General features: G+C 60.0%; 15 protein-coding genes and 1 pseudogene (1 of these 16 cut by a window edge). 11 read left to right on the top strand and 5 right to left on the bottom strand.

Going from position 1 to position 22,128, the window contains the following annotated elements:
• Positions 1–68 precede the first annotated feature (68 nt).
• From fadB to ACIP8I_RS13000, 6 genes are all read left to right on the top strand, one after another.
• Positions 69–2,159 (top strand): fatty acid oxidation complex subunit alpha FadB, encoded by a 2,091-nt coding sequence (fadB, locus tag ACIP8I_RS13025; RefSeq protein ID WP_400761562.1) that lies wholly within the window; start codon positions 69–71, stop codon positions 2,157–2,159.
• Positions 2,160–2,188: 29 nt separating this feature from the next.
• A complete protein-coding gene (gene fadA, locus ACIP8I_RS13020; RefSeq protein ID WP_400761554.1) occupies positions 2,189–3,364 on the top strand; it encodes an acetyl-CoA C-acyltransferase FadA in 1,176 nt (391 codons plus the stop codon).
• Positions 3,365–3,463: 99 nt separating this feature from the next.
• On the top strand, positions 3,464–3,700 hold the full coding sequence (locus ACIP8I_RS13015; protein ID WP_007961814.1) for a DUF1653 domain-containing protein: 237 nt from the start codon (positions 3,464–3,466) through the stop codon (positions 3,698–3,700).
• Between the two features lie 114 nt (positions 3,701–3,814).
• Positions 3,815–6,445: a type I DNA topoisomerase gene (topA, locus tag ACIP8I_RS13010; RefSeq protein WP_400761551.1), complete on the top strand. Its 2,631-nt coding sequence runs from the start codon at positions 3,815–3,817 to the stop codon at positions 6,443–6,445.
• A 143-nt stretch (positions 6,446–6,588) separates the two neighbouring features.
• Positions 6,589–7,113, top strand: coding sequence for a DUF6586 family protein (locus tag ACIP8I_RS13005; RefSeq protein WP_367085200.1), 525 nt, complete (start codon positions 6,589–6,591; stop codon positions 7,111–7,113).
• Positions 7,114–7,219: 106 nt separating this feature from the next.
• Complete coding sequence (locus tag ACIP8I_RS13000; RefSeq protein WP_003226592.1) at positions 7,220–7,453, top strand: hypothetical protein; 234 nt, start codon at positions 7,220–7,222, stop codon at positions 7,451–7,453.
• A 97-nt stretch (positions 7,454–7,550) separates the two neighbouring features.
• Here the strand turns inward: ACIP8I_RS13000 and sulA are convergent, their stop codons facing one another.
• Both sulA and lexA read right to left on the bottom strand, forming a co-directional pair.
• Positions 7,551–8,024 (bottom strand): SOS-induced cell division inhibitor SulA, encoded by a 474-nt coding sequence (gene sulA / locus ACIP8I_RS12995; RefSeq protein ID WP_400761548.1) that lies wholly within the window; start codon positions 8,022–8,024, stop codon positions 7,551–7,553.
• 10 nt (positions 8,025–8,034) lie between these two features.
• Entirely contained in the window at positions 8,035–8,643 is a 609-nt protein-coding gene (gene lexA / locus ACIP8I_RS12990; RefSeq protein ID WP_003226590.1) for a transcriptional repressor LexA, read from the bottom strand.
• A gap of 229 nt (positions 8,644–8,872) precedes the next feature.
• Between lexA and ACIP8I_RS12985 the strand changes: the two genes are divergently transcribed.
• From ACIP8I_RS12985 to ACIP8I_RS12970, 4 genes are all read left to right on the top strand, one after another.
• Complete coding sequence (locus ACIP8I_RS12985) at positions 8,873–9,580, top strand: TetR/AcrR family transcriptional regulator (RefSeq protein ID WP_007961819.1); 708 nt, start codon at positions 8,873–8,875, stop codon at positions 9,578–9,580.
• A gap of 158 nt (positions 9,581–9,738) precedes the next feature.
• Positions 9,739–10,749 (top strand): beta-N-acetylhexosaminidase, encoded by a 1,011-nt coding sequence (gene nagZ, locus ACIP8I_RS12980; RefSeq protein WP_400761546.1) that lies wholly within the window; start codon positions 9,739–9,741, stop codon positions 10,747–10,749.
• Positions 10,750–10,759: 10 nt separating this feature from the next.
• Positions 10,760–11,497, top strand: a complete 738-nt coding sequence (locus tag ACIP8I_RS12975) for an S-methyl-5'-thioinosine phosphorylase (protein WP_400761545.1) — start codon at positions 10,760–10,762, stop codon at positions 11,495–11,497.
• A 9-nt stretch (positions 11,498–11,506) separates the two neighbouring features.
• The gene (locus ACIP8I_RS12970; RefSeq protein ID WP_400761543.1) at positions 11,507–14,800 is read left to right on the top strand and encodes an SNF2-related protein; all 3,294 of its coding nucleotides are present in this window, start codon (positions 11,507–11,509) and stop codon (positions 14,798–14,800) included.
• Between the two features lie 148 nt (positions 14,801–14,948).
• On the opposite strand, the gene ACIP8I_RS12965 is transcribed toward ACIP8I_RS12970, so the two are convergent.
• From ACIP8I_RS12965 to mfd, 3 genes are read right to left on the bottom strand one after another with little or no spacing between them, the layout of a single operon-like run.
• Positions 14,949–17,639, bottom strand: a complete 2,691-nt coding sequence (locus ACIP8I_RS12965; protein WP_400761541.1) for a DEAD/DEAH box helicase — start codon at positions 17,637–17,639, stop codon at positions 14,949–14,951.
• Positions 17,640–17,650: 11 nt separating this feature from the next.
• Positions 17,651–18,217 (bottom strand): CsiV family protein, encoded by a 567-nt coding sequence (locus ACIP8I_RS12960; RefSeq protein WP_003226585.1) that lies wholly within the window; start codon positions 18,215–18,217, stop codon positions 17,651–17,653.
• 10 nt (positions 18,218–18,227) lie between these two features.
• A complete protein-coding gene (gene mfd / locus ACIP8I_RS12955) occupies positions 18,228–21,677 on the bottom strand; it encodes a transcription-repair coupling factor (protein WP_202370463.1) in 3,450 nt (1,149 codons plus the stop codon).
• A 354-nt stretch (positions 21,678–22,031) separates the two neighbouring features.
• On the opposite strand from mfd, the pseudogene ACIP8I_RS12950 reads away from it, so the two are divergent.
• A pseudogene (locus tag ACIP8I_RS12950) lies at positions 22,032–22,128 on the top strand (glyceraldehyde-3-phosphate dehydrogenase) (it continues 1,381 nt past the right edge of the window).

The raw sequence follows: 22,128 nt of genomic DNA, 5'->3' as shown, positions 1-22,128 counted from the left end.
GACATCAGGTGAAGATATACGAAGGTAAACCCATCACGGTAAAACCTCTTGAAAGTCGCATCGTCGAAATGAAATTCGACCTCAAGGGTGAGTCCGTCAACAAGTTCAACCGTCTTACCCTGAACGAACTGCGTCAGGCCGTAGACACCATCAAGGCAGATGCTTCGATCAAGGGCGTGATCGTCAGCAGTGGCAAGGACGTGTTCATCGTCGGCGCCGACATCACCGAATTTGTCGACAACTTCAAGCTGCCGGATGCCGAGCTGGTTGCTGGCAATCTCGAAGCCAACAAGATCTTCAGCGATTTCGAAGACCTCAACGTTCCGACCGTGGCCGCGATCAACGGCATCGCCCTGGGTGGCGGTCTGGAAATGTGCCTGGCGGCGGACTACCGCGTCATGTCGACCAAGGCCAAGATCGGTCTGCCGGAAGTCAAACTGGGCATCTACCCAGGCTTCGGCGGCACCGTGCGTCTGCCGCGCCTGATTGGCGTCGATAACGCCATCGAGTGGATTGCCGCCGGCAAGGAAAACCGTCCTGAAGACGCTCTGAAAGTCAGCGCCGTCGACGCCGTGGTGGCCCCCGAGAAGCTGCAGGAAGCAGCCCTTGAACTGATCAAGCGCGCCATTTCCGGCGAGTTCGACTTCAAAGCCAAGCGTCAGCCAAAACTTGAAAAACTCAAGTTGAACGCCATTGAGCAAATGATGGCTTTCGAAACCGCCAAAGGTTTCGTGGCAGGTCAAGCCGGCCCGAATTACCCGGCGCCGGTCGAAGCGATCAAGACCATTCAGAAAGCCGCGAACTTCGGTCGTGACAAGGCACTGGAAGTCGAAGCTGCAGGTTTCGTCAAACTGGCCAAGACCTCTGCCGCGCAGAGCCTGATCGGCCTGTTCCTGAACGATCAGGAGCTAAAGAAAAAGGCCAAGGCCTACGACGAAATCGCCAAGGACGTGAAGCAGGCAGCCGTACTCGGTGCAGGCATCATGGGCGGCGGTATCGCCTATCAGTCGGCCTCCAAAGGCACGCCGATCCTGATGAAGGACATCAACGAGCACGGTATCGAGCAGGGTCTGGCCGAAGCCGCCAAACTGCTGGTTGGCCGCGTTGACAAAGGTCGCATGACCGCCGCGAAAATGGCTGAAGTGCTCAACGGCATTCGTCCGACCCTGTCCTACGGCGACTTCGGTCACGTCGATCTGGTTGTTGAAGCCGTGGTCGAGAACCCGAAGGTCAAGCAAGCGGTGCTGGCTGAAGTCGAAGACAAGGTCAAAGAGGACACCATCCTCGCGTCCAACACCTCGACCATTTCCATCAGCCTGCTGGCCAAGGCCCTCAAGCGTCCGGAAAACTTCGTCGGCATGCACTTCTTCAACCCGTTGCACATGATGCCGCTGGTGGAAGTGATCCGTGGCGAGAAGTCCAGCGAGCTGGCGATTGCCACCACCGTTGCCTACGCCAAGAAAATGGGCAAGAACCCGATCGTCGTCAACGACTGCCCGGGCTTCCTGGTCAACCGCGTTCTGTTCCCGTATTTCGGCGGTTTCGCCAAGCTGGTCAGCGCTGGCGTGGATTTTGTCCGCATCGACAAGGTCATGGAAAAATTCGGCTGGCCAATGGGCCCGGCGTACCTGATGGACGTGGTCGGTATCGACACCGGCCACCACGGTCGTGACGTGATGGCTGAAGGTTTCCCTGATCGCATGAAGGATGACCGTCGTTCGGCCATCGACGTGCTGTACGAAGCCAAGCGTCTGGGTCAGAAGAACGGCAAGGGCTTCTACGCCTACGAGGCCGACAAGAAAGGCAAGCAGAAGAAGGTTGCCGACCCGTCGGTGCTGGAAGTGCTCAAGCCGATCGTTTACGAGCAGCGCGAAGTCACTGACGAAGACATCATCAACTGGATGATGATCCCGCTGTGCCTGGAAACCGTGCGTTGCCTGGAAGACGGCATCGTTGAAACCGCCGCCGAAGCCGACATGGGTCTGGTCTACGGTATCGGTTTCCCTCCATTCCGTGGCGGTGCGCTGCGCTACATCGATTCGATCGGTGTTGCCGAGTTCGTTGCCCTGGCTGACCAGTACGCTGATTTGGGCGCGCTGTACCACCCGACCGCGAAGCTGCGCGAAATGGCCAAAAACGGCCAGAGCTTCTTCGGTTAAGCGCCCCCAACTAGAGTGAGAGTGAACTTATGAGCTTGAATCCTAGAGACGTCGTGATTGTCGACTTCGGTCGTAGTCCGATGGGCCGCTCCAAGGGCGGCATGCACCGCAACACCCGCGCTGAAGACATGTCGGCGCACCTGATCAGCAAACTGCTGGAACGCAACGCCAAGGTCGATCCTGCTGAAGTCGAGGACGTGATCTGGGGCTGCGTTAACCAGACCCTGGAACAGGGCTGGAACATCGCGCGCATGGCGTCGCTGATGACCCAGATTCCGCACACCTCGGCCGGCCAGACCGTCAGCCGTCTGTGTGGCTCGTCGATGAGCGCTCTGCACACTGCGGCGCAAGCGATCATGACCGGTAACGGTGACGTGTTCGTGGTTGGCGGCGTCGAGCATATGGGCCACGTGAGCATGATGCACGGTGTCGATCCGAACCCGCACATGTCGCTGTACGCAGCGAAAGCCTCGGGCATGATGGGTCTGACCGCAGAAATGCTCGGCAAGATGCACGGCATCACCCGTGAGCAGCAGGACGCCTTTGGCGTGCGCTCCCACCAGTTGGCCCACAAGGCAACTGTGGAAGGCAAGTTCAAAAACGAAATCATCCCGATGCAGGGCTACGACGAAAACGGCTTCCTGAAGCTGTACGACTACGACGAAACCATTCGTCCGGAAACCACCCTGGAAAGTCTGGCGGCCCTCAAGCCTGCCTTCAATCCAAAGGGCGGCACCGTGACTGCCGGTACTTCGTCGCAGATCACCGATGGTGCTTCGTGCATGATCGTGATGTCGGCGCAACGTGCGCAGGACCTGGGGATCCAGCCGATGGCCGTGATCCGTTCGATGGCAGTGGCGGGTGTGGATCCGGCAATCATGGGCTATGGTCCAGTGCCGGCGACACAAAAAGCCCTGAAGCGTGCGGGCCTTGGCATCAACGATATCGACTTCTTCGAGCTCAACGAAGCTTTCGCTGCACAGGCGCTGCCAGTGCTGAAAGATCTGAAAGTACTCGACAAGATGAACGAGAAGGTTAACCTGCACGGCGGCGCGATCGCCCTGGGTCACCCGTTCGGTTGCTCCGGTGCCCGTATTTCCGGCACCTTGCTGAACGTGATGAAGCAGAATGGCGGCACCTTCGGGGTGGCCACCATGTGCATTGGTCTCGGCCAAGGCATCTCCACCGTCTTCGAACGCGTTTAAGCGTCTCGTCGATGGAAGCCGGGGCCAAGTGCCCCGGTTTTTGTTTTTGTGGATTTATTTTTGTATTTATTTTGAAAAAATTTGAGTGAGGGCCAAAACATGCCGATACAACCTGGGCTCTACCAACATTACAAAGGTCCGCAGTACCGCGTATTCAGTGTTGCGCGGCATTCCGAGACCGAAGAGGAAGTGGTGTTTTACCAAGCCCTGTATGGGGATTACGGCTTTTGGGTACGCCCTTTGAGCATGTTCGTCGAGTCGGTCGAGGTTGACGGCGAGCAGGTGCCACGCTTTGCTTTGGTGCAAGCCGAACCGAGCCTTTTTTCCAAGGCATGAGGCGAGTGCGCACAGAACCCTGTGCTTGACCTCACCTTGTATCAACTATATATAGCGGTGCCGCGTCAGGCGCCAACCGCCTTTCACTTCTAGAATTCAGGAATTTTCTGATCCATGGGCAAATCGCTGGTCATTGTGGAATCCCCGGCTAAGGCCAAGACCATCAACAAGTATCTGGGCAACCAATACGTGGTGAAGTCGAGTATCGGCCATATCCGAGACCTGCCCACCAGCGGTTCGGCTAGCGCCAGCAAAGAGCCAGCCGCCAAGCGCGGCAAGGCTGTCGCGGGCGAGGGGCCGGTGCTCACGCCGAAAGAGAAGGCGCGCAAGCAACTGGTCTCGCGCATGGGGGTCGATCCCGAGCATGGCTGGAAAGCCCAGTACGAGATCCTCCCGGGCAAAGAGAAGGTCATCGAAGAGCTGCGCCGGCTCGCCAAGGATGCTGACACCATCTATCTCGCAACCGACTTGGATCGCGAGGGGGAAGCCATTGCCTGGCACCTGCGCGAAGCCATCGGTGGTGACGACAGCCGCTACAAGCGCGTGGTGTTCAACGAAATCACCAAGAAGGCGATTCAGGAAGCCTTCTCCGAGCCGGGCGAGCTGGACATCGATCGTGTGAACGCCCAGCAGGCGCGTCGATTCCTCGACCGCGTTGTGGGTTACATGGTCTCGCCGCTGCTGTGGGCCAAGATCGCCCGTGGCCTGTCGGCCGGTCGCGTGCAATCGGTTGCCGTGAAGCTGGTGGTCGAGCGTGAGCGCGAGATTCGTGCATTCAACCCGGAAGAGTACTGGGAAGTGCACGCTGATCTTGGCACCGCCAAGGGTTCGACCGTACGTTTCGAAGTGGCGCGCGAGAAGGGTGAAGCCTTCAAACCGCTCAACGAAGCCCAGGCCATGGCCGCGCTGGAGAAGCTCAAGTCTTCCAGCTACAGCATCGTCAAGCGCGAAGACAAACCGACCAGCAGCAAGCCGTCGGCGCCGTTCATCACGTCCACCCTGCAGCAGGCCGCGAGCAACCGCCTGGGCTTCGGCGTGAAGAAAACCATGATGATGGCCCAGCGTCTGTACGAAGCCGGCTACATCACTTATATGCGTACCGACTCGACCAATCTCTCGGCCGATGCAGTGGCGATGGCGCGCACCTACATCGAAGACGAGTTCGGCAAGAAGTACCTGCCGGAAACGCCGAACGTCTACAGCAGCAAAGAAGGCGCACAAGAGGCTCACGAAGCGATTCGTCCGTCTGACGCCAACACCACGCCAAGCAAGCTGGCGGGCATGGAGCGTGACGCTGAGCGCCTTTACGAGCTGATCTGGCGCCAGTTCCTCGCTTGCCAGATGCTCCCGGCGCAATACCTGTCGACTACCGTCAGCGTAGGAGCTGGCGACTTCGAGCTGCGCGCCAAGGGCCGTATCCTCAAGTTCGACGGTTACACCCGCGTCATGCCGCAGATCGCCAAGCCTGGCGATGACGATGTTCTGCCGGACATGGCGCAGGGCGACGCGATGAAGCTGATCAAGCTCGATCCGTCGCAGCACTTCACCAAGCCGCCGGCCCGTTACTCCGAAGCGAGCCTGGTCAAGGAAATGGAAAAACGCGGCATCGGTCGTCCTTCGACCTATGCAGCGATCATTTCGACCATTCAGGATCGCGGCTACGTGACCCTGCACAACCGTCGTTTCTACTCGGAAAAGATGGGCGATATCGTCACCGAGCGTCTGTCGGAGAGCTTCTCGAACCTCATGGACTACGGCTTCACCGCCGGCATGGAAGAGAACCTCGATGATGTGGCTCAGGGCGAGCGCGACTGGAAAAACGTGCTGGACGAGTTCTACGGCGACTTCAAGAAGAAGCTCGAAGTGGCCGAGAACCCGGAAAGCGGCATGCGTGCCAACCAGCCGGTCATGACTGATATTCCGTGCACCACGTGCGGTCGTCCGATGCAGATCCGTACTGCATCGACCGGCGTGTTCCTCGGTTGCTCGGGCTACAGCCTGCCGCCAAAAGAGCGCTGCAAGGCCACCGTCAACCTGGTGCCGGGCGACGAGATCGCTGCGGACGACGAGGGCGAGTCGGAGTCGCTGGTGCTGCGCGGCAAGCATCGCTGCCCGATCTGCAGCACGGCGATGGACGCCTACCTGCTCGACGAGAAGCGCAAGCTGCACATCTGCGGTAACAACCCGGATTGCGCCGGCTACGAAATCGAAGAGGGCAACTACCGCATCAAGGGCTACGAAGGTCCGAGCCTGGAGTGCGACAAGTGTGGCAGCGAGATGCAACTCAAGACCGGCCGTTTCGGCAAGTTCTTCGGTTGCACCAACCCGACCTGCAAGAACACCCGCAAACTGCTGAAGAGCGGTGACGCGGCGCCGCCGAAGATGGACCCGGTGAAGATGCCTGAGCTGAAATGCGAAAAGGTCAACGACACCTACATCCTGCGCGACGGTGCTTCCGGTCTGTTCCTGGCGGCCAGCCAGTTCCCGAAAAACCGCGAGACCCGTGCTCCGCTGGTGATCGAGATTCTGCCGCACAAGGACGAGATCGATCCGAAGTACCATTTCCTCTGCGAAGCACCGCAGAAGGACCCTGATGGTCTGCCGGCAGTAATCCGTTACAGCCGCAAGACCAAGGAGCAATACGTGCAGACCGAGGTCGACGGCAAGCCTACCGGCTGGAAGGCTTACTACGACGGTGGCAAGTGGACTGTTGAAGACAAGCGCACGAAAGCCAAGGCTGAGTAAGCGTTAGCCTGATACACAAAAGGCCGCATGATGACCCTCGGGTTTCATGCGGCCTTTTTGTTTTGTGCTTGCGGTCGGATCCGTTGATCCACGACACTGTCGGGTCTGTGTGACGCAATTATTTCGCTGTGGAGACTATCGGCATGGCGCACGAACTCTATACCCGCACCAATCAGAAGATCTATTTCGCCGGCCTGTCGCTGGAAGCTCTGGCTCGCGCCGAAGAGGGGCGGGCGATGAATTCGTTGGCGTTGATTCAGGCCGGGCGTGAATCGGCGCTGTTTCACCTCTACGGTGCGCTGTTGGGGCTGTGTCATGAGATCGCCGGTTTCTATCGTCTGCCTCAGGCTAATGCGTCGCGGGCCGAAGCGCTGTTGACTCGTGATGTTCTGGAGTCGATTGCGATCCCTGAGCTGGCCGAGATGGTGGAGCTGGCCGGTAACCCTGAAACCTGGCTGGCGAAACTGCTGGCGGCGCACTCGGCGTTGTTCCAGCCGCCACGGGTGCCACACAAGCCCAAGGGCGATGTGACGCAGCCATTGATTCAGGCGGTTAATCTGGATGAAGAAGAGTCGCCGCAGGAGTTGAGTCGGGAAGAGCTGGAGAGCTGGCGGCAGCATCTCAAAGGCTTGGCCATCCGCTTTCGCGAAGGCTTGAACGAGTGCTGAGGACAATTGACACAGTGGCAATCTGAAACATGCTGCTGGTCAAGATCCCGAGCGAAGCCTGAATGATGTCTATATAATCCCTGCCTTTCGTGGAGAACAGACCTATATGCCAACGTCCTTTCTAGAAATTGTCGAGTTACCAGACGGCCGAATCGAACTGCGCAGGGCTGAGGACGAGGGTTCTCTGGTGACGCTGGATTTCTCCGAGGATGCCAAGGCGTTCCTGCAAGGCCAGCACGTGGAAATCGCCAAGGCGATGTTGAGCGTCGGCGTGCAGATGGCCGGTCGTATGGTTGAAGGCGAGTTTGATAAGGAAGAAGGGCCGCGGGTTCTTCACTGATCCCCGCTGCTTTTTGGTGTTTGCCGTTACTGCACCAAGTTGGCTTCTCTGTCCCTGGAGAAGCCCTGCGCTTCACACAGCGCGTGTTACACGCGAATCAACCCAATCGAATGTTCAGGCTCTGAGCGTCGCCCGTGCGGGCAGCGCTGATCAGCTGTTGCCGTGAATTGGTGTTCAGCGGATTGAGCCAGGTTACCACCGTGTGGCTGCGACCCAGACGCAGTGCTTCGCTGGCCAGTTGCTGAGCGCTTTGCGCGCCGCGTGGTTGCAGCAGCAGAATGCGTTCACGGTTCAGGCCGGCCTCTCGCAGCCAGATTTGTGTCAGGCTGGCTGGAGGGGCGATCAGCGTCAGCCAGCGCGCATCCTGATCCTCGCTCAGTTCCCGAAGGATCGGGGCCAGCAGGTTCAGGCAGTTCCCGGCCGCGCCGCGCAGTGACAGCTCACTGAATACTTCCGGTTCGGCAATCCACGGGCGCTCGACCACATCTTTCAGGATCGGCGCCATCGGTTGTGCCAGAAACGCTTCAAATAAAGGCAGTTGTGTTTGCTGAGGGGTGTGTGGGAACTGCATAAAGCCTCCTTTAGCGGCGGATGACGCCAACACTCAAGCCTTCAATCACCAGTTCCTGATCTTTCAGGTCGACTTCGATAGGGGCGAACTCGGGGTTTTCGGCGATCAGCCAGACCTTGCTGCCTTCGCGCTTGAAGCGCTTGACGGTCACTTCATCGCCGATACGTGCGACGACCACCTGGCCATTGCGTGCTTCGCGGGTGGTATGCACCGCCAGCAGATCACCGTCGAAAATGCCGATGTCCTTCATGCTCATGCCATGCACGCGCAACAGGTAGTCGGCGCGGGGATGAAAGAAGGCCGGGTTGATGTTGCAGGACTCTTCGATGTGTTGCTGGGCGAGGATTGGCGCGCCGGCGGCGACCCGGCCAATGATCGGCAGGGTGGAGTCGTCAGCCTTGGCTTCGAAGCCGGGGATGCGAATGCCGCGGGAGGCACCCGGGGTCATCTCGATAGCGCCTTTGCGGGCGAGGGCCTTGAGGTGTTCCTCCGCCGCATTCGGCGATTTGAAGCCCAGCTCCTGAGCGATTTCCGCGCGGGTTGGCGGGTAGCCGTTGTCTTCGAGGCAGCGTTTGATAAAGGCCAGAATCTCGGCTTGGCGTGGCGTCAGCTTTAGCATATTGATCGCTCTGTCTTTTTATACAGTGACTGGGATTATATACAGTGAAGCGGTCTTGGCAATGCCCGTTTTTTTACAGGCCGCCGGACGGTCGGCGGCCTTGCTGATTAATGAAGCGGGCGAGTGTGGTTAAATAGCTGACCGACCATTCCCAAAACGAACCGGCAGGCTTGACAAGGCACAGGCTGAAACGTATGTTTCAAACAAGTGTTTGTCAGGCGGAGTAGCCATGGCCCAGTCGGAAACCGTTGAACGCATTCTTGATGCTGCCGAGCAGTTGTTCGCGGAGAAAGGTTTCGCCGAAACCTCATTGCGTTTGATCACCAGCAAGGCCGGGGTAAACCTGGCGGCGGTGAACTATCATTTCGGCTCCAAGAAGGCGCTGATCCAGGCGGTTTTTTCGCGCTTCCTCGGGCCGTTCTGCATCAGCCTCGACAAGGAGCTGGAGCGGCGGCAGGCCAAGCCTGAAAACAAGCCGACGCTTGAGGAACTGCTGGAAATCCTCGTTGAGCAGGCGCTGGTGGTGCAGCCACGCAGCGGCAACGACCTGTCGATCTTCATGCGCTTGCTCGGCCTCGCGTTCAGTCAGAGCCAGGGCCACCTGCGTCGTTATCTGGAAGACATGTACGGCAAGGTGTTCCGCCGCTATATGCTGCTGGTCAACGAAGCGGCTCCACGCATTCCTCCCATCGAGCTGTTCTGGCGCGTGCACTTCATGCTTGGTGCTGCGGCGTTCAGCATGTCCGGGATCAAGGCCTTGCGCGCGATTGCCGAGACCGATTTCGGCGTCAACACCTCGATTGAACAGGTGATGCGTCTGATGGTGCCATTCCTCGCCGCTGGCATGCGTGCCGAAACCGGTGTCACCGACCCGGCGATGGCCACTGCGCAGCTTCGCCCGCGCAGCAAATCGACCCCGGTCGCCGCCAAGGTTTAGCCGCGCACGGGTGGGCGCGGCTGCTTGTATCCGCTAAGCTAGCCGCCCATGCCGACTCTCGTTCTGAACCCGATCTTCATAGAAATTACTGACCTGCCGAGCACTGCTCACGGTAGCGATTTCTGGCGGATCGGGTTTTTCGTTTTCAAGGAATCTCTATGACTGCTGGCCTGCAAGGCTCGTTGATGGTGGACGTCGCCGGTACCTGGCTGACGGCCGAAGATCGCCAATTGTTGCGTCAGCCCGAAGTGGGCGGCCTGATCATTTTCGCGCGCAACATCGAGCATCCACGCCAGGTGCGTGAGCTCAGTGCGGCGATCCGCGCCATTCGCCCGGATCTGCTGCTGGCGGTCGACCAGGAGGGCGGCCGGGTGCAGCGTCTGCGTCAGGGCTTCGTGCGCCTGCCCGCGATGCGTGCCATCGCCGACAACCCAAACGCCGAATACCTCGCCGAACAATGCGGCTGGGTCATGGCCACCGAAGTGCTGGCGGTCGGCCTCGACCTGAGTTTCGCCCCGGTACTGGATCTTGATTACCAGCGCAGCGCCGTGGTTGGCACTCGTTCGTTCGAGGGCGATCCCGAGCGCGCCGCATTACTCGCCGGCGCCTTCATCCGTGGCATGAACAGCGCGGGCATGGCCGCTACCGGCAAGCATTTCCCCGGTCACGGCTGGGCCGAGGCGGACTCCCATGTGGCGATCCCGAACGACGAGCGCAGCCTCGACGAGATCCGCGCCAACGACCTCGTACCCTTCGCCAGACTCAGCAAACAACTGGCCGCAGTGATGCCCGCCCACGTCATCTACCCGCAAGTCGATTCGCAGCCTGCCGGGTTCTCCCGCCGCTGGTTGCAGGACATCCTGCGCGGCGAATTGCAGTTCGACGGCGTGATCTTCAGCGACGACCTGTCGATGGCCGGCGCCCACGTGGTCGGCGATGCCGCCAGCCGGATTGAAGCCGCGCTCAGCGCCGGTTGTGACATGGGCCTGGTGTGCAACGACCGGGCAGCGGCCGAACTGGCTCTGAGTGCTGCGCAACGGATGAAGGTCAAGCCGTCCGCGCGCATCGCCCGCATGCGCGGGCAGGCGTTCGCCAGCACCGACTACCGCCAGGACCCGCGCTGGCTTACCGCCATCGGCGCGCTCAAAGACGCTCAACTGATCGATTAAGGATTTTGCTATGACGGTTTACGCAATCATCGGTGGCACCGGTCTGACTCAACTCGAAGGGTTGACCATTCGCCAGTCGCTGGCGGTGGACACGCCCTACGGTGCGCCATCGGCCGACGTGCAGATCGGTGAATACGCCGGCAAGGAAGTGCTGTTCCTCGCCCGTCACGGCCATCCGCACCGTTTCCCGCCGCACAAGGTCAACTACCGCGCCAACCTGTGGGCGCTGAAGCAGGCCGGCGCCGAGGCGATCATCGCGGTCAACGCGGTGGGCGGGATCCATCCGGCCATGGGCACCGGGCATTTCTGCGTGCCACACCAGATCGTCGATTACACCAGCGGTCGCGAGCACACGTTTTTCGCCGATGATCTGGAGCTCGTCACCCACATCGATTTCAGCTTCCCCTACAGCGAGCCACTGCGTCAGCAACTGATCGCCGCGCTGGCTGCCGAAGGTTGCGAATACAGCGATCAGGGCGTGTATGCCTGCACCCAGGGCCCGCGCCTGGAAACCGTGGCCGAAATCGTGCGTCTGGAACGTGATGGCTGCGACATCGTCGGCATGACCGGCATGCCGGAGGCGGCACTGGCCCGTGAGCTGGATCTGGATTACGCCTGTCTGTCGCTGGTGGTGAATCCGGCAGCGGGCAAGACCACGGCGGTTATCACCATGGCCGAGATCGAGCAGGCGCTGCATGACGGCATGGGCAAGGTGAAATCGACGCTCGCGCGGGTGTTGGCCAGCTAAGGGCTGTCCATGAGCATTTTCATCGAGCGGCTTAAAGGGCTGGCATGGACTCACGCATTCAGTAGCAAGGCGTTGGCCAAGGCCCGCGCTTATGCTGCCGATGATCGGGTAGAGATCATCGAGATCGATGACAGGAAAATCGAGGCGTTCTGCGTCGGTTCGGAAACTCAGGCGTATGAACAAAGCATCTACCTGTCCGAAGATCGCCTGGGATCTATTAATTTGCGTTGCCTATGCACCTGCCCCGTCGTGATTGATTGCAAGCACTGCGCGGCGGTGCTCTATCACCTGCAGGGCATTGGCGACGATACGTCCGAAAGTGACGCGCAGCTCCCCCTGGGTCGGGCGCTGGAGCATTGGCTTTCGACTATCCCCGTTCCGGTCAAACCCGTCGACGAAAGGGCGCAAATCGCGGGTACGCGCTTGTTTTACAAGCTCAAACCCACGTCTGCGAACGGCAAGTGGCTGCTCGATATTTTCAAGGTCCATCAGCTCAAGAGCGGCGAGTTACGCGAAGTAAAACCGATGTATTCGCTCTCGGACATGCTCATGCGCCAGCCCGGTTATTTGTCCGAACTGGATCTGCGCGTCGCCAGGCTGTTGGTCGCCTTGCATTCCCATCATGCCTATTACAGCGGCTATCCGCTGGAAGGCAGCAGTGGCGCGGAACTGCTGGAAATGCTCCTGCGCACCTCGCGCCTGTTCCTCGACTTCGAAAACTTGCAACCACTGACGCCGGGCGCGAAACGCATGGGGCTGTTCTCTTGGGCCGAGCAGGCCGACGGTGGGTTCCGCGCCCAGTGGAGCAGTGCCGAGGCTACGCAGGAAACCGTGCTGGCGCTGGAGCCGCTTTATTACCTCGATCGTGAGCAGCGACAGGTTGGCCCTCTGTTCAGTGAGCTGGAAGAAAAACTGGCCTGCCATTTGACCCTCGCCCCAGACATCCCCGCGCGTCAGGCGATGCAGTTCAGCCATCGCATGAGCGCGATGACCAAAATCCCGCCGCCGCACAAACTCACCGAACGAATCATCGATGACGTGCTTCCGCAGCCGCAACTGACCTTGGTCAGCGGCCGGGAGCGTTCGCGCTGGGAATACGTTCTGGAGCACCGCGCCGCTCTGGTGTTTACCTACAACGGTCATCCGGCGGTGGATCGTAATCCGGAAGTGATGATCCTCAATGGCACTGAAACCCAGCGCATTCGACGCCAGCCTGCGATGGAAAAGAAGCTGCGCCAGAGCCTGCAAAAGCACGGCTTCAAAAAAGCCACGCGCAAGAGCGCTATGGATCGTCTCGGCGAGATGTTCACCTTGCCGGATGATTCCGCCTGGCTCGGATTCATGCATGAAGGGCTTGCCACACTGCGCGCCGCGGACTGGGAAATCGAAATCAGTCCTGGCTTCCATTTCGATGTGCAGCCGGTCGAACACTGGTACGCGGAGGTCGAAGAAGAGGCCGGGCATCAATGGTTTGATCTGCAACTGGGCATCGTCGTCAATGGCGAGCGCTACAGCTTGTTGCCGATCCTTCTGCATCTGTTGCGCACCCAGCCACGTTTGCTCGACCCGGTGAATCTGGCGCAACGCAGCGACGACGAAAAACTCCTTATTGAACTCAAGCCCAGCGGTTTTGGCGACCCGGCAGGCGCCAAGGTGGCGTTGCCGCTGAGTCGGGTCAAACCGCTGATGGCGACGCTGGGCGAGCTGTACCTGGGCGGACATCAGGGCGATGCGCTGCGCTTGACTGCTCCAGACGCCGCGCGCCTGAGTATGCTCGATGGCGTGCCACTGGAATGGCAGGGCGGCGAACGCCTGCGCACTTTTGCCAAGCGGCTGCACAATTCCAGTCACACCCACATTGCTGCGCCGGCCGGCCTTAATGCGCAACTGCGCCCATATCAGCTCGAAGGCCTTGGCTGGATGCAGACTCTGCGGGAGCTGGAGGTCGGCGGCATTCTTGGCGATGACATGGGCTTGGGCAAAACCCTGCAGACCCTGGCGCATCTGCTCACGGAAAAGCACGGCGGGCGCCTCGATTGCCCGGCACTGGCGGTGATGCCGACCAGTCTGATTCCCAACTGGCTCGACGAGGCCCAGCGCTTCACGCCTCAGTTGAAGGTCCTGGCGCTGCATGGGACCGGGCGGCAAAAAGACTTCGCCAATCTCGCCGAATACGACTTGGTGCTGACCACTTACGCCTTGCTGCCCAGGGATCTTGAAACTTTACGGCCGCAGTCGTGGAGCGTGCTGATTCTCGACGAAGCGCAGAACATCAAGAACCCGCTGAGCAAAGCGGCGCAGGCCGCACGTGACTTGCAGGCCCGTCAGCGCTTGTGTCTGAGCGGCACGCCACTGGAAAACCATCTCGGCGAGCTGTGGTCGCAGTTTCATTTCCTCATGCCTGGCTGGCTGGGCGAAAGCAAATCCTTCAACCGCGATTACCGCACACCGATCGAGAAGCATGGCAATGTCCAGCGCATGCAGCACCTGACGGCGCGCATCAAGCCGTTTCTGCTGCGTCGCAAGAAAGATCAGGTCGCCACTGAGCTGCCGCCGAAAACCGAAATCATCCATTGGGTTGAACTCAGCGACGGCCAGCGCGACGTCTATGAAACGGTGCGCGTGGCGATGGACAAAAAAGTGCGCGACGAAATTGCCCGCAGTGGTGTGGCGCGCAGTCAGATCATCATTCTTGATGCCTTGCTCAAGCTGCGTCAGGTCTGCTGCGATCTGCGCTTGATCAACATGCCGCTCACGGCGAAGGCATTGCGCTCGGGCAGCGGCAAGCTGATCAGCCTGATGGAGATGCTCGAAGAGTTGCTCGGCGAAGGTCGGCGCATCCTGCTGTTCTCCCAGTTCACCTCGATGCTGGCGCTGATCGAGCAGGAGTTGCAGCAGCGCGCTATCGGTTATTCGTTGCTGACTGGCGACACCACCGACCGGCGCACGCCAGTCAAGAATTTCCAGGGCGGCAAGGTGCCGTTGTTCCTCATCAGCCTCAAGGCTGGCGGTACCGGTCTGAACCTGACGGCTGCGGACACGGTGATCCACTTCGACCCGTGGTGGAACCCGGCGGTGGAGAATCAGGCAACTGATCGCGCTTATCGTATCGGGCAGAACAATCCGGTGTTTGTTTACAAGTTGATTGCCAAAGGTACCGTGGAGGAAAAAATCCAGGCGCTGCAGCAGGAGAAGGCTGCGCTGGCCGGGGCGGTGCTGGAAGGTGGTACGACAGGTGGGTTCAAGCTGGAGCAGAGTGACATCGAGGCGCTGTTTGCGCCGCTGCCGGTTTCCAGGGGTTGACTGTCCAGGCCAGAGTTCGATATCTGCTGGCCCCATCGCTGGCAAGCCAGCTCCCACAGGTTTTGTAATGTTCACAAAATAGTGCTCAACGCAAAGCACCGTGGGAGCTGGCTTGCCAGCGATGGCAATTTATCTGAAAGAGCACATCTCAACGCTTGTCGAACTTGTCCGGCAACGGCGCAAACAGCGCTTCAATATCATCGCTCTGCAGTTTCCAGTCTCCGGCCTTGCGTCCATCCAGTACGCCTGCTGCCAAGTCAGACTTTTCCTTCTGCAGGTGCTGAATCTTCTCTTCCACCGTGCCCCGGGCAATCATCTTGTAGACGAACACCGGTTTCTCCTGGCCGATTCGATACGCGCGGTCGGTTGCCTGGTTCTCGGTCGCCGGGTTCCACCACGGATCGTAATGAATCACCGTGTCCGCTTCGGTCAGGTTCAAGCCGACGCCGCCGGCCTTCAGGCTGATCAGAAAGATCTGACGCTTGCCGCTCTGGAATTCCTTCACTGGCGTACGCCGATCGCGGGTCTGACCGGTCAGCAAGGCGTAGGCCACATTGCGTTTTTTCAGTTCATCTTCGATCAGTGACAGCATCGAGGTGAACTGCGAGAACAGCAGAATTCGCCGGCCTTCCTCGAACAACTCTTCGAGCATTTCCATCAGGCTATCGAGCTTGCCAGAGCTGCTGCCACGGGCGGGCAGGGTAGCGTCGTTGACCAGGCGCAGGTCGCAGCAGACCTGACGCAACTTGAGCAAGGCTTCAAGAATGATGATCTGGCTACGCGCCACGCCTTTGCGAGTAATTTCGTCGCGGACTTTCTTGTCCATCGCCAAGCGCATGGTCTCGTACACGTCGCGCTGGGCTTCGTTGAGATCGACCCAGTGGATGATCTCGGTCTTGGGCGGCAGTTCGGTGGCCACTTGTTCTTTGGTGCGGCGCAGCAGAAACGGCTTTATCCGTCCATTGAGGTGCTGCAGCCTGACCTCGCTGGCGCGTTTTTCGATCGGCACGCGGTAGTCGGCATTGAAGCTTTTGACATCGCCCAGCCAGCCCGGCAGCAGAAAGTGGAACAACGACCACAGCTCGCCGAGGTGGTTTTCCAGCGGTGTACCGCTCAGACACAGACGCTGGCGCGCGTTGAGTTCGCGAGCGGCCTGCGCGGCCTTGCTGTTGGGGTTCTTGATGTACTGGGCTTCGTCGAGCACCAGAACGTGCAAGGGCTGTTGTGCCAGCCGTTCGACGTCCTTGGGCAGCAGCGCATACGTGGTCAGGATCAGGTCGAAGTCGGCCAGATGGTCGAAATGCTTTTTGCGGCCGGCACCGTACAGCGCGACCACTTTCAGTTGCGGCGTGAAGTGCGCGGCCTCGTCGAGCCAGTTCGGGATCAGGCTGGTGGGCATCACCACCATGCACGGTCGATCCAGGCGTCCGGCGTTTTTCTCGCTGAGAATATGCGCCAGGGTCTGTAGGGTTTTGCCCAGGCCCATGTCGTCCGCCAGAATGCCGCCGACCTCAAGCTGGCGCAGGGACTGCATCCAGCTCAAGCCTTCGAGCTGATAGGGCCGCAACGTCGCGTTCAGGCCGTTCGGCGCTTTGGCGCTGAAGTCGCGAATGTCGCGCAGGCGTTGAGCGAAACTGCGGATCTGTTCGCCACCCTCCCACAACAAAGGAAGGCCTTCCAGCGAGTTCAGGCGTGTGGCGTCGGCCTTGCTCAGGCGCAGGGTGGTTTCGCCCGGCTCCTGCAAGTAGAACTCGCCCAGCGTCGTCAGTACCGGTTTCAGTCGGCCAAGGGGTAGCGCAACCTGTAACGGACCGTGCTCACTGTTGCGTTGCGGAATATTGACCAGAATCAGCTCGTCATCGCGTCGCCGCGCCAAGCGTTCCGGGTTGAGGATTTCCGCGTGCGAGCGCATCAGATTGAGCAGGATCGGCAGCAGGCTCAGGCGTTCACCATTGACGATGATCCCCAGTTCCAGATCGAACCAGTCGCGCTCCGGCGCCTGTTCGACGGTGGCGTACCAGTCGTCGACGGCGGTCAGGTCGAAACCGAACTCCTCGTCGATCTGCAATTCCCAGCCTTGGGTACGCAGCTTCGGCAGTTCATTCAGGGTGAACGTCAGCCAGGCGCTGTCGTTGACCATCTCGTACAGCTCGCCGGCGCTTTCCGGCAGCGCTTTGCTCTGGCGCGTGGCGATACGAAAGCCGAGGATTCTTAACTGTTCGCGGTAGGACTGTTCCACCTCAGGGTGGCGTTTTATCCGCAGGGTCTGAGTTTCCTGGCGAATCAGAATGTCGCTGTTTTTCTGCCCGCTGACGTATTCATCCAGATAGCTGAACGACAGCGCCGCGCGATGCTGGATGTAGCGCTGCATCTTGCCGTTGCGTGGTTCGAATGCGCTGAACTCGACGCTGGCCAGCCACAGGCGCGGCAGTGGTTGCACGTTGTCCACCAGCACTTGCGGCGGCGCCTTGGGACTGCGGTTCTCCAATACAGCCTGAAGCTTTTCCAGCAGTTCGGCGTCTTTCGCGGCGGCCGGGTATTCGAGGGTTTCCTGCACTTGCAGGAGTACTGCAGCGCAGTGTTTGCAGTTGTTGCGCACCGGGCAGGTACAGGTGGCGTCAACCAGCAACAGGGTGTCTTTGGCTGACTCGCGCAGGTGAATGGTCTGACGGTAGACGTTACCGCCAGAGCCTTCGCAACTGGCGGTGATGGTTGCATCGCCGACCTGTGCGATGCGTACCCGGTTCTCCAGGGCGTAGCGGCGGCCACGCTCCAGGCTCTGTTCCTTGAATCGGCTGACCCAGGAGGGTGCCAACGGTTTACTCAGGGGCGGGGACATAAGGACTTCGATCAGTCCGGAATCGCTTCAGGGGCTTGCCGTGGGGCGGGCGCCGTCAGGGAGGTGATCTTGATCAGCAGCGCCAGGTGGCCGTTGTCGAGATAGTTGAGCTGGCCGTTCTTGGTGTGGCTGTCCTGCTTCAGACGTTCGCTGGCAGTGACCATGCCGTTGGCGTCGATTTGGTTGACCCAAAAGTCGGCGTTCACGTCGGTGAAGCGCCCGAGTTTCAATTCCAGGGTGCCCTCGATCGGGAACTGGCCGAACTGTTCCTTGCCGTCGCTGACGGCGACCTTGGTCGGCGCTTCGCCGAGGGTCTGCTGCCAGGCCTTGTGCATCAGCACGCTGTAATCACCGCTGGCGCTGAGTTTGCTGGCAACGTCGCCGAGCGCGGGTGTGCGCAGGCTGTCATCACCCAGGCGTTGAGCGCCGGCGGCCCAGTCTTCCGGGGCGGCACGGCTGACAATCGCTGGCACGGCGTTCTGGCGTACCAGAATCATTTCGACCTGATAAAGGTCATCGGCAAAAACCGAAGGGGCTACCAAGGCAAGTAGCAAAGTCAGTGAGCGAAACAGGCGCATGCGGCGTCCTTCAAACGGTTTTCGGGAGGAGGCGCTCGAACAGCGCCTCTACAGTATTAAAGCGCTCTTCCGGGCGTTCCATCGGCACCTGGAACTTGAACATCGTCGCGCCTTCGAATTTGTAGCGTTTTGGCTGAGTCTGGATCAGTTTGATCAAGGTCATCGGATCGACTGGCGTCTGCGCGGCGAACTCGATGCGTCCACCCTGCGGGCCACCGTCGACTTTCTTGATACCCAGCTGTTCGGCCTGCAACTTCAGCGCAGTGATGCGCACCAGATTCTTGGTCGGCTCCGGCAGCAGGCCGAAACGATCGATCATCTCCACTTGCAGATCCTTCAGGCCTTCCTCGTCGGTGGCCGAAGCGATGCGCTTGTACAGAATCAGGCGGGCGTGAACGTCCGGCAGATAGTCTTCCGGAATCAGCGCCGGCACACGCAGGTTGACCTCCGGGCCACCGCCGAGCGGTTGGTCAAGGTTCGGTTGTTCGCCCTTGCGGATCGACTTCACCGCGCGCTCGAGCATTTCCATGTACAGCGTGAAACCCACGGCCTGAATCTGTCCGCTCTGGCCGTCGCCGAGCAGTTCGCCGGCGCCACGGATTTCCAGGTCGTTGGTCGCCAGCACAAAACCGGCACCCAGATCCTGAGTGTTGGCAATCGCTTCCAGACGCTTTTCCGCATCCGAAGTGATTTGCTGGCGTGGCGGGGTCAGCAGGTAGGCGTAAGCCTGGTGGTGACTGCGGCCCACGCGTCCGCGCAACTGGTGCAATTGCGCCAGACCGAACTTGTCGGCGCGCTCGATGATGATGGTGTTGGCGCTCGGCACGTCGATGCCGGTCTCGATGATGGTCGAGGCGATCAGCACGTTGAAACGCTTGTGGTAGAAGTCGCTCATCACCTGTTCGAGTTCGCGCTCGCGCATCTGCCCGTGACCGATGCCGATTCGTGCTTCCGGCACCAGTTCGGCGAGATCCGCCGCGCATTTCTCGATGGTTTTGACGTCGTTGTGCAGGTAGTACACCTGACCGCCACGCAGCAGTTCACGCAGCAGGGCCTCTTTGACCGTGCTCTTGTTCTGTTCCATGACGAAGGTGCGCACCGACAGGCGTCGCGCCGGCGGCGTGGCGATGATCGACAGATCGCGCATGCCCGACACCGCCATGTTCAGCGTGCGCGGAATCGGCGTGGCGGTCAGCGTCAGAATGTCGACTTCGCTGCGCAGGGCCTTGAGCTGTTCTTTCTGGCGGACACCGAAACGGTGTTCTTCGTCGATGATCACCAGACCAAGGTTTTTGATTTTCACGTCGTCGGACAGCAGTTTGTGCGTACCGATGACGATGTCGATCTTGCCTTCCGCCAGATCGGCAATCGCCGCATTCACTTCCTTGGCCGATTTGAAGCGGCTCATCACTTCCACGGTCACCGGCCAGTCGGCGAAGCGGTCGCGGAAGCTGTTGTAGTGTTGCTGGGCGAGCAGGGTGGTCGGCACCAGAATCGCCACCTGGCGTCCGCCGTGCACGGCGATGAACGCGGCGCGCATCGCCACTTCGGTCTTGCCGAAACCCACGTCGCCGCAGACCAGACGATCCATCGGCTTTGGCGCGAGCATGTCTTCGCGTACGGCTTCGATGGTGGCTTGCTGATCCGGGGTTTCTTCGAACGGGAAGCCGGCGCTGAAAGTTGCGTAATCGGCTTTCGGGTCGGCAAATGCATAGCCTTCACGCGCGGCACGACGGGCATAGATGTCGAGCAATTCAGCAGCGACATCGCGCACCTGTTCAGCAGCCTTGCGCTTGGCTTTCTGCCAGGTCTCGGAGCCGAGTCGGTGCAGCGGCGCCAGTGAGTCATCGCTGCCGGTGTAACGGGCGATCAGATGCAGGTTGGCCACCGGCACGTAGAGCTTGGCGTTCTCCGCATATTCCAGGGTGAGAAATTCGGCTGCCTGATTATCGATTTCCAGAATCGTCAGGCCCAGATAGCGCCCGACCCCGTGATCGATGTGCACCACCGGCGCGCCTTCGCGCAGTTCGGTGAGGTTTTTGATCACTGCATCGTTGTTGGCGTCGGCGCGTTTTTCCCGGCGCCGGCGCTGCATCACGCGTTGACCGAACAGCGGGCTCTCGGCCACCAGCGCCAGCGCCGGGTCATCGAGCATCAAGCCTTCGTCGAGCGGGGCAATGGTGATTGCCAGACGATCCTTGCTCGAAACGAAGTCCGGCCAGCTGTCGACGGTTTTCGGCCGCAGTTTCAGCCGTTCCAGCAGCTCCAGCAGGACTTCACGCCGGCCCGCGGATTCGGCGGTGAACAGCACGCGTCCGGGGAATTCATCGAGGAACGCCGAGAGCGCCGCCAGCGGTTGCGTGGCCTTGGCTTCGATCGCCAGGTTTGGCAGTGCCTGCGCCGGGAAGCGCTCGCGACCGGCGCCGGATTCGACGTCCTGCTGACTGGCGACGACCCGTGGCCAGCTCTTGAGGCGGGCGAAGCAGTCTTCCACCGGCAGGAACAATTCCGCAGGCGGCAATAGAGGGCGCGATGGATCGACGCGGCGCTCTTCGTAGCGATTGCGCACGTCGTTCCAGAAGTTTTCTGCCGCCTGTTCGATGCCCGGCAGCGAGAACACTTGAGTGTCCTGCGGCAGGTAATCGAACAACGTCGAGGTTTCGTCGAAGAACAGCGGCAGGTAGTACTCGATACCGGCCGGGGTGATGCCGCTGCTCAAGTCCTGGAAGATCGGGCAGCGCCGGAAGTCGACGTCAAAACGCTCGCGAAAGCGTGCCTTGAAGCGGGTGACCGCATCTTTCTGCAGCGGGAACTCGCGGGCCGGCAGCAGCTTGACCGATTCGACCTTGTCGATGGAGCGCTGGTTTTCTGGATCGAAGGTGCGCAGGGTCTCGATTTCGTCGTCGAACAAGTCGATGCGATACGGCAGTTTGCTGCCCATCGGGAACAGGTCGATCAGCGCACCACGTACGGTGAACTCGCCGTGTTCGTAGACCGTATCAACGTAGCGATAGCCGCTGGCCTCAAGGCGCGAACGCATCTGTTCGACATCGAGCTTCTGCCCGACATCCAGCACCAGACTGCTGCCGAGCAGGAATTTGGTCGGCGCCAGGCGGTGCAGGGCGGTGGTGATCGGCACCACCAGCACGCCGTGCGCCAGTTCCGGCAGTCTATAAAGACTGGCGATGCGCTGGGAGATGATGTCCTGGTGCGGCGAGAACAGATCGTACGGCAGGGTTTCCCAGTCGGGAAAATGCAGCACGGGCAAATCCGGGGCGAAGAAACTCAGCTCCTGTTCCAGCCGTTCGGCACTCTGGCTGTCGGCGGTCAGTAGCAGGGTGAAGCGCTTGGCAGCGCTGGCAGCCTCGGCAATCGCGAGGCTGAGGGCAGCACCGGGCAGGTTGCCCCAATGCTGTTTACCTGCCGCGGCAGGGAGAAGCGGTAGACGCAGAACGGGCACGGAAGGTTGAGCTCCAGGCTTTGCGACAAAGTCGGTAATTGTAACGGCGTCCGGTGCCGGCTGTCAGTTGCAGACTGCGTCTATCTTCGCGGTTTGCGCAAAATGTAGTGGTAACCATAAAAACGAGCACTTTTTTTACGGTTATGTAGTGCCGAAATCGACTGGTGTTACGGAGGGTTACAGATATCGTCTAACAGTCGTCGAAAAATTGACTGTGCTGGAAGCCCCGGTTTTACTGGGTTGGCGCGGGGCGTAATTTTTTTGAACGGAATTTTGTTACCGATTGCGCGACAAGCGCGCATTGCTACAAGAGGTTCTCGGCGGCATAATGTAGCCCCTTTTTTCTGCCCCTACATGTGGAAGGTTCCCGTGACTCAGAAGCCCGACCAGTGTCTTGGTGAATGGATCGACCGTGAAGCACTCGCAGAAGCGATGATTCCGCTTATCGGTC

Source organism: Pseudomonas sp. NPDC088414, assembly GCF_044753325.1.
GTDB lineage: Bacteria > Pseudomonadota > Gammaproteobacteria > Pseudomonadales > Pseudomonadaceae > Aquipseudomonas.
This window is presented reverse-complemented; position numbering and strand designations above follow the sequence as displayed.

Excerpts from the sequence above, each read along its gene's own strand:
- fadB (WP_400761562.1), top strand. The coding sequence starts at position 69 with ATGAAATTCGACCTCAAGGGTGAGTCCGTCAACAAGTTCAACCGTCTT.
- fadA (WP_400761554.1), top strand. The coding sequence starts at position 2,189 with ATGAGCTTGAATCCTAGAGACGTCGTGATTGTCGACTTCGGTCGTAGT.
- ACIP8I_RS13015 (WP_007961814.1), top strand. The coding sequence starts at position 3,464 with ATGCCGATACAACCTGGGCTCTACCAACATTACAAAGGTCCGCAGTAC.
- topA (WP_400761551.1), top strand. The coding sequence starts at position 3,815 with ATGGGCAAATCGCTGGTCATTGTGGAATCCCCGGCTAAGGCCAAGACC.
- ACIP8I_RS13005 (WP_367085200.1), top strand. The coding sequence starts at position 6,589 with ATGGCGCACGAACTCTATACCCGCACCAATCAGAAGATCTATTTCGCC.
- ACIP8I_RS13000 (WP_003226592.1), top strand. The coding sequence starts at position 7,220 with ATGCCAACGTCCTTTCTAGAAATTGTCGAGTTACCAGACGGCCGAATC.
- sulA (WP_400761548.1), bottom strand. The coding sequence starts at position 8,024 with ATGCAGTTCCCACACACCCCTCAGCAAACACAACTGCCTTTATTTGAA.
- lexA (WP_003226590.1), bottom strand. The coding sequence starts at position 8,643 with ATGCTAAAGCTGACGCCACGCCAAGCCGAGATTCTGGCCTTTATCAAA.
- ACIP8I_RS12985 (WP_007961819.1), top strand. The coding sequence starts at position 8,873 with ATGGCCCAGTCGGAAACCGTTGAACGCATTCTTGATGCTGCCGAGCAG.
- nagZ (WP_400761546.1), top strand. The coding sequence starts at position 9,739 with ATGACTGCTGGCCTGCAAGGCTCGTTGATGGTGGACGTCGCCGGTACC.
- ACIP8I_RS12975 (WP_400761545.1), top strand. The coding sequence starts at position 10,760 with ATGACGGTTTACGCAATCATCGGTGGCACCGGTCTGACTCAACTCGAA.
- ACIP8I_RS12970 (WP_400761543.1), top strand. The coding sequence starts at position 11,507 with ATGAGCATTTTCATCGAGCGGCTTAAAGGGCTGGCATGGACTCACGCA.
- ACIP8I_RS12965 (WP_400761541.1), bottom strand. The coding sequence starts at position 17,639 with ATGTCCCCGCCCCTGAGTAAACCGTTGGCACCCTCCTGGGTCAGCCGA.
- ACIP8I_RS12960 (WP_003226585.1), bottom strand. The coding sequence starts at position 18,217 with ATGCGCCTGTTTCGCTCACTGACTTTGCTACTTGCCTTGGTAGCCCCT.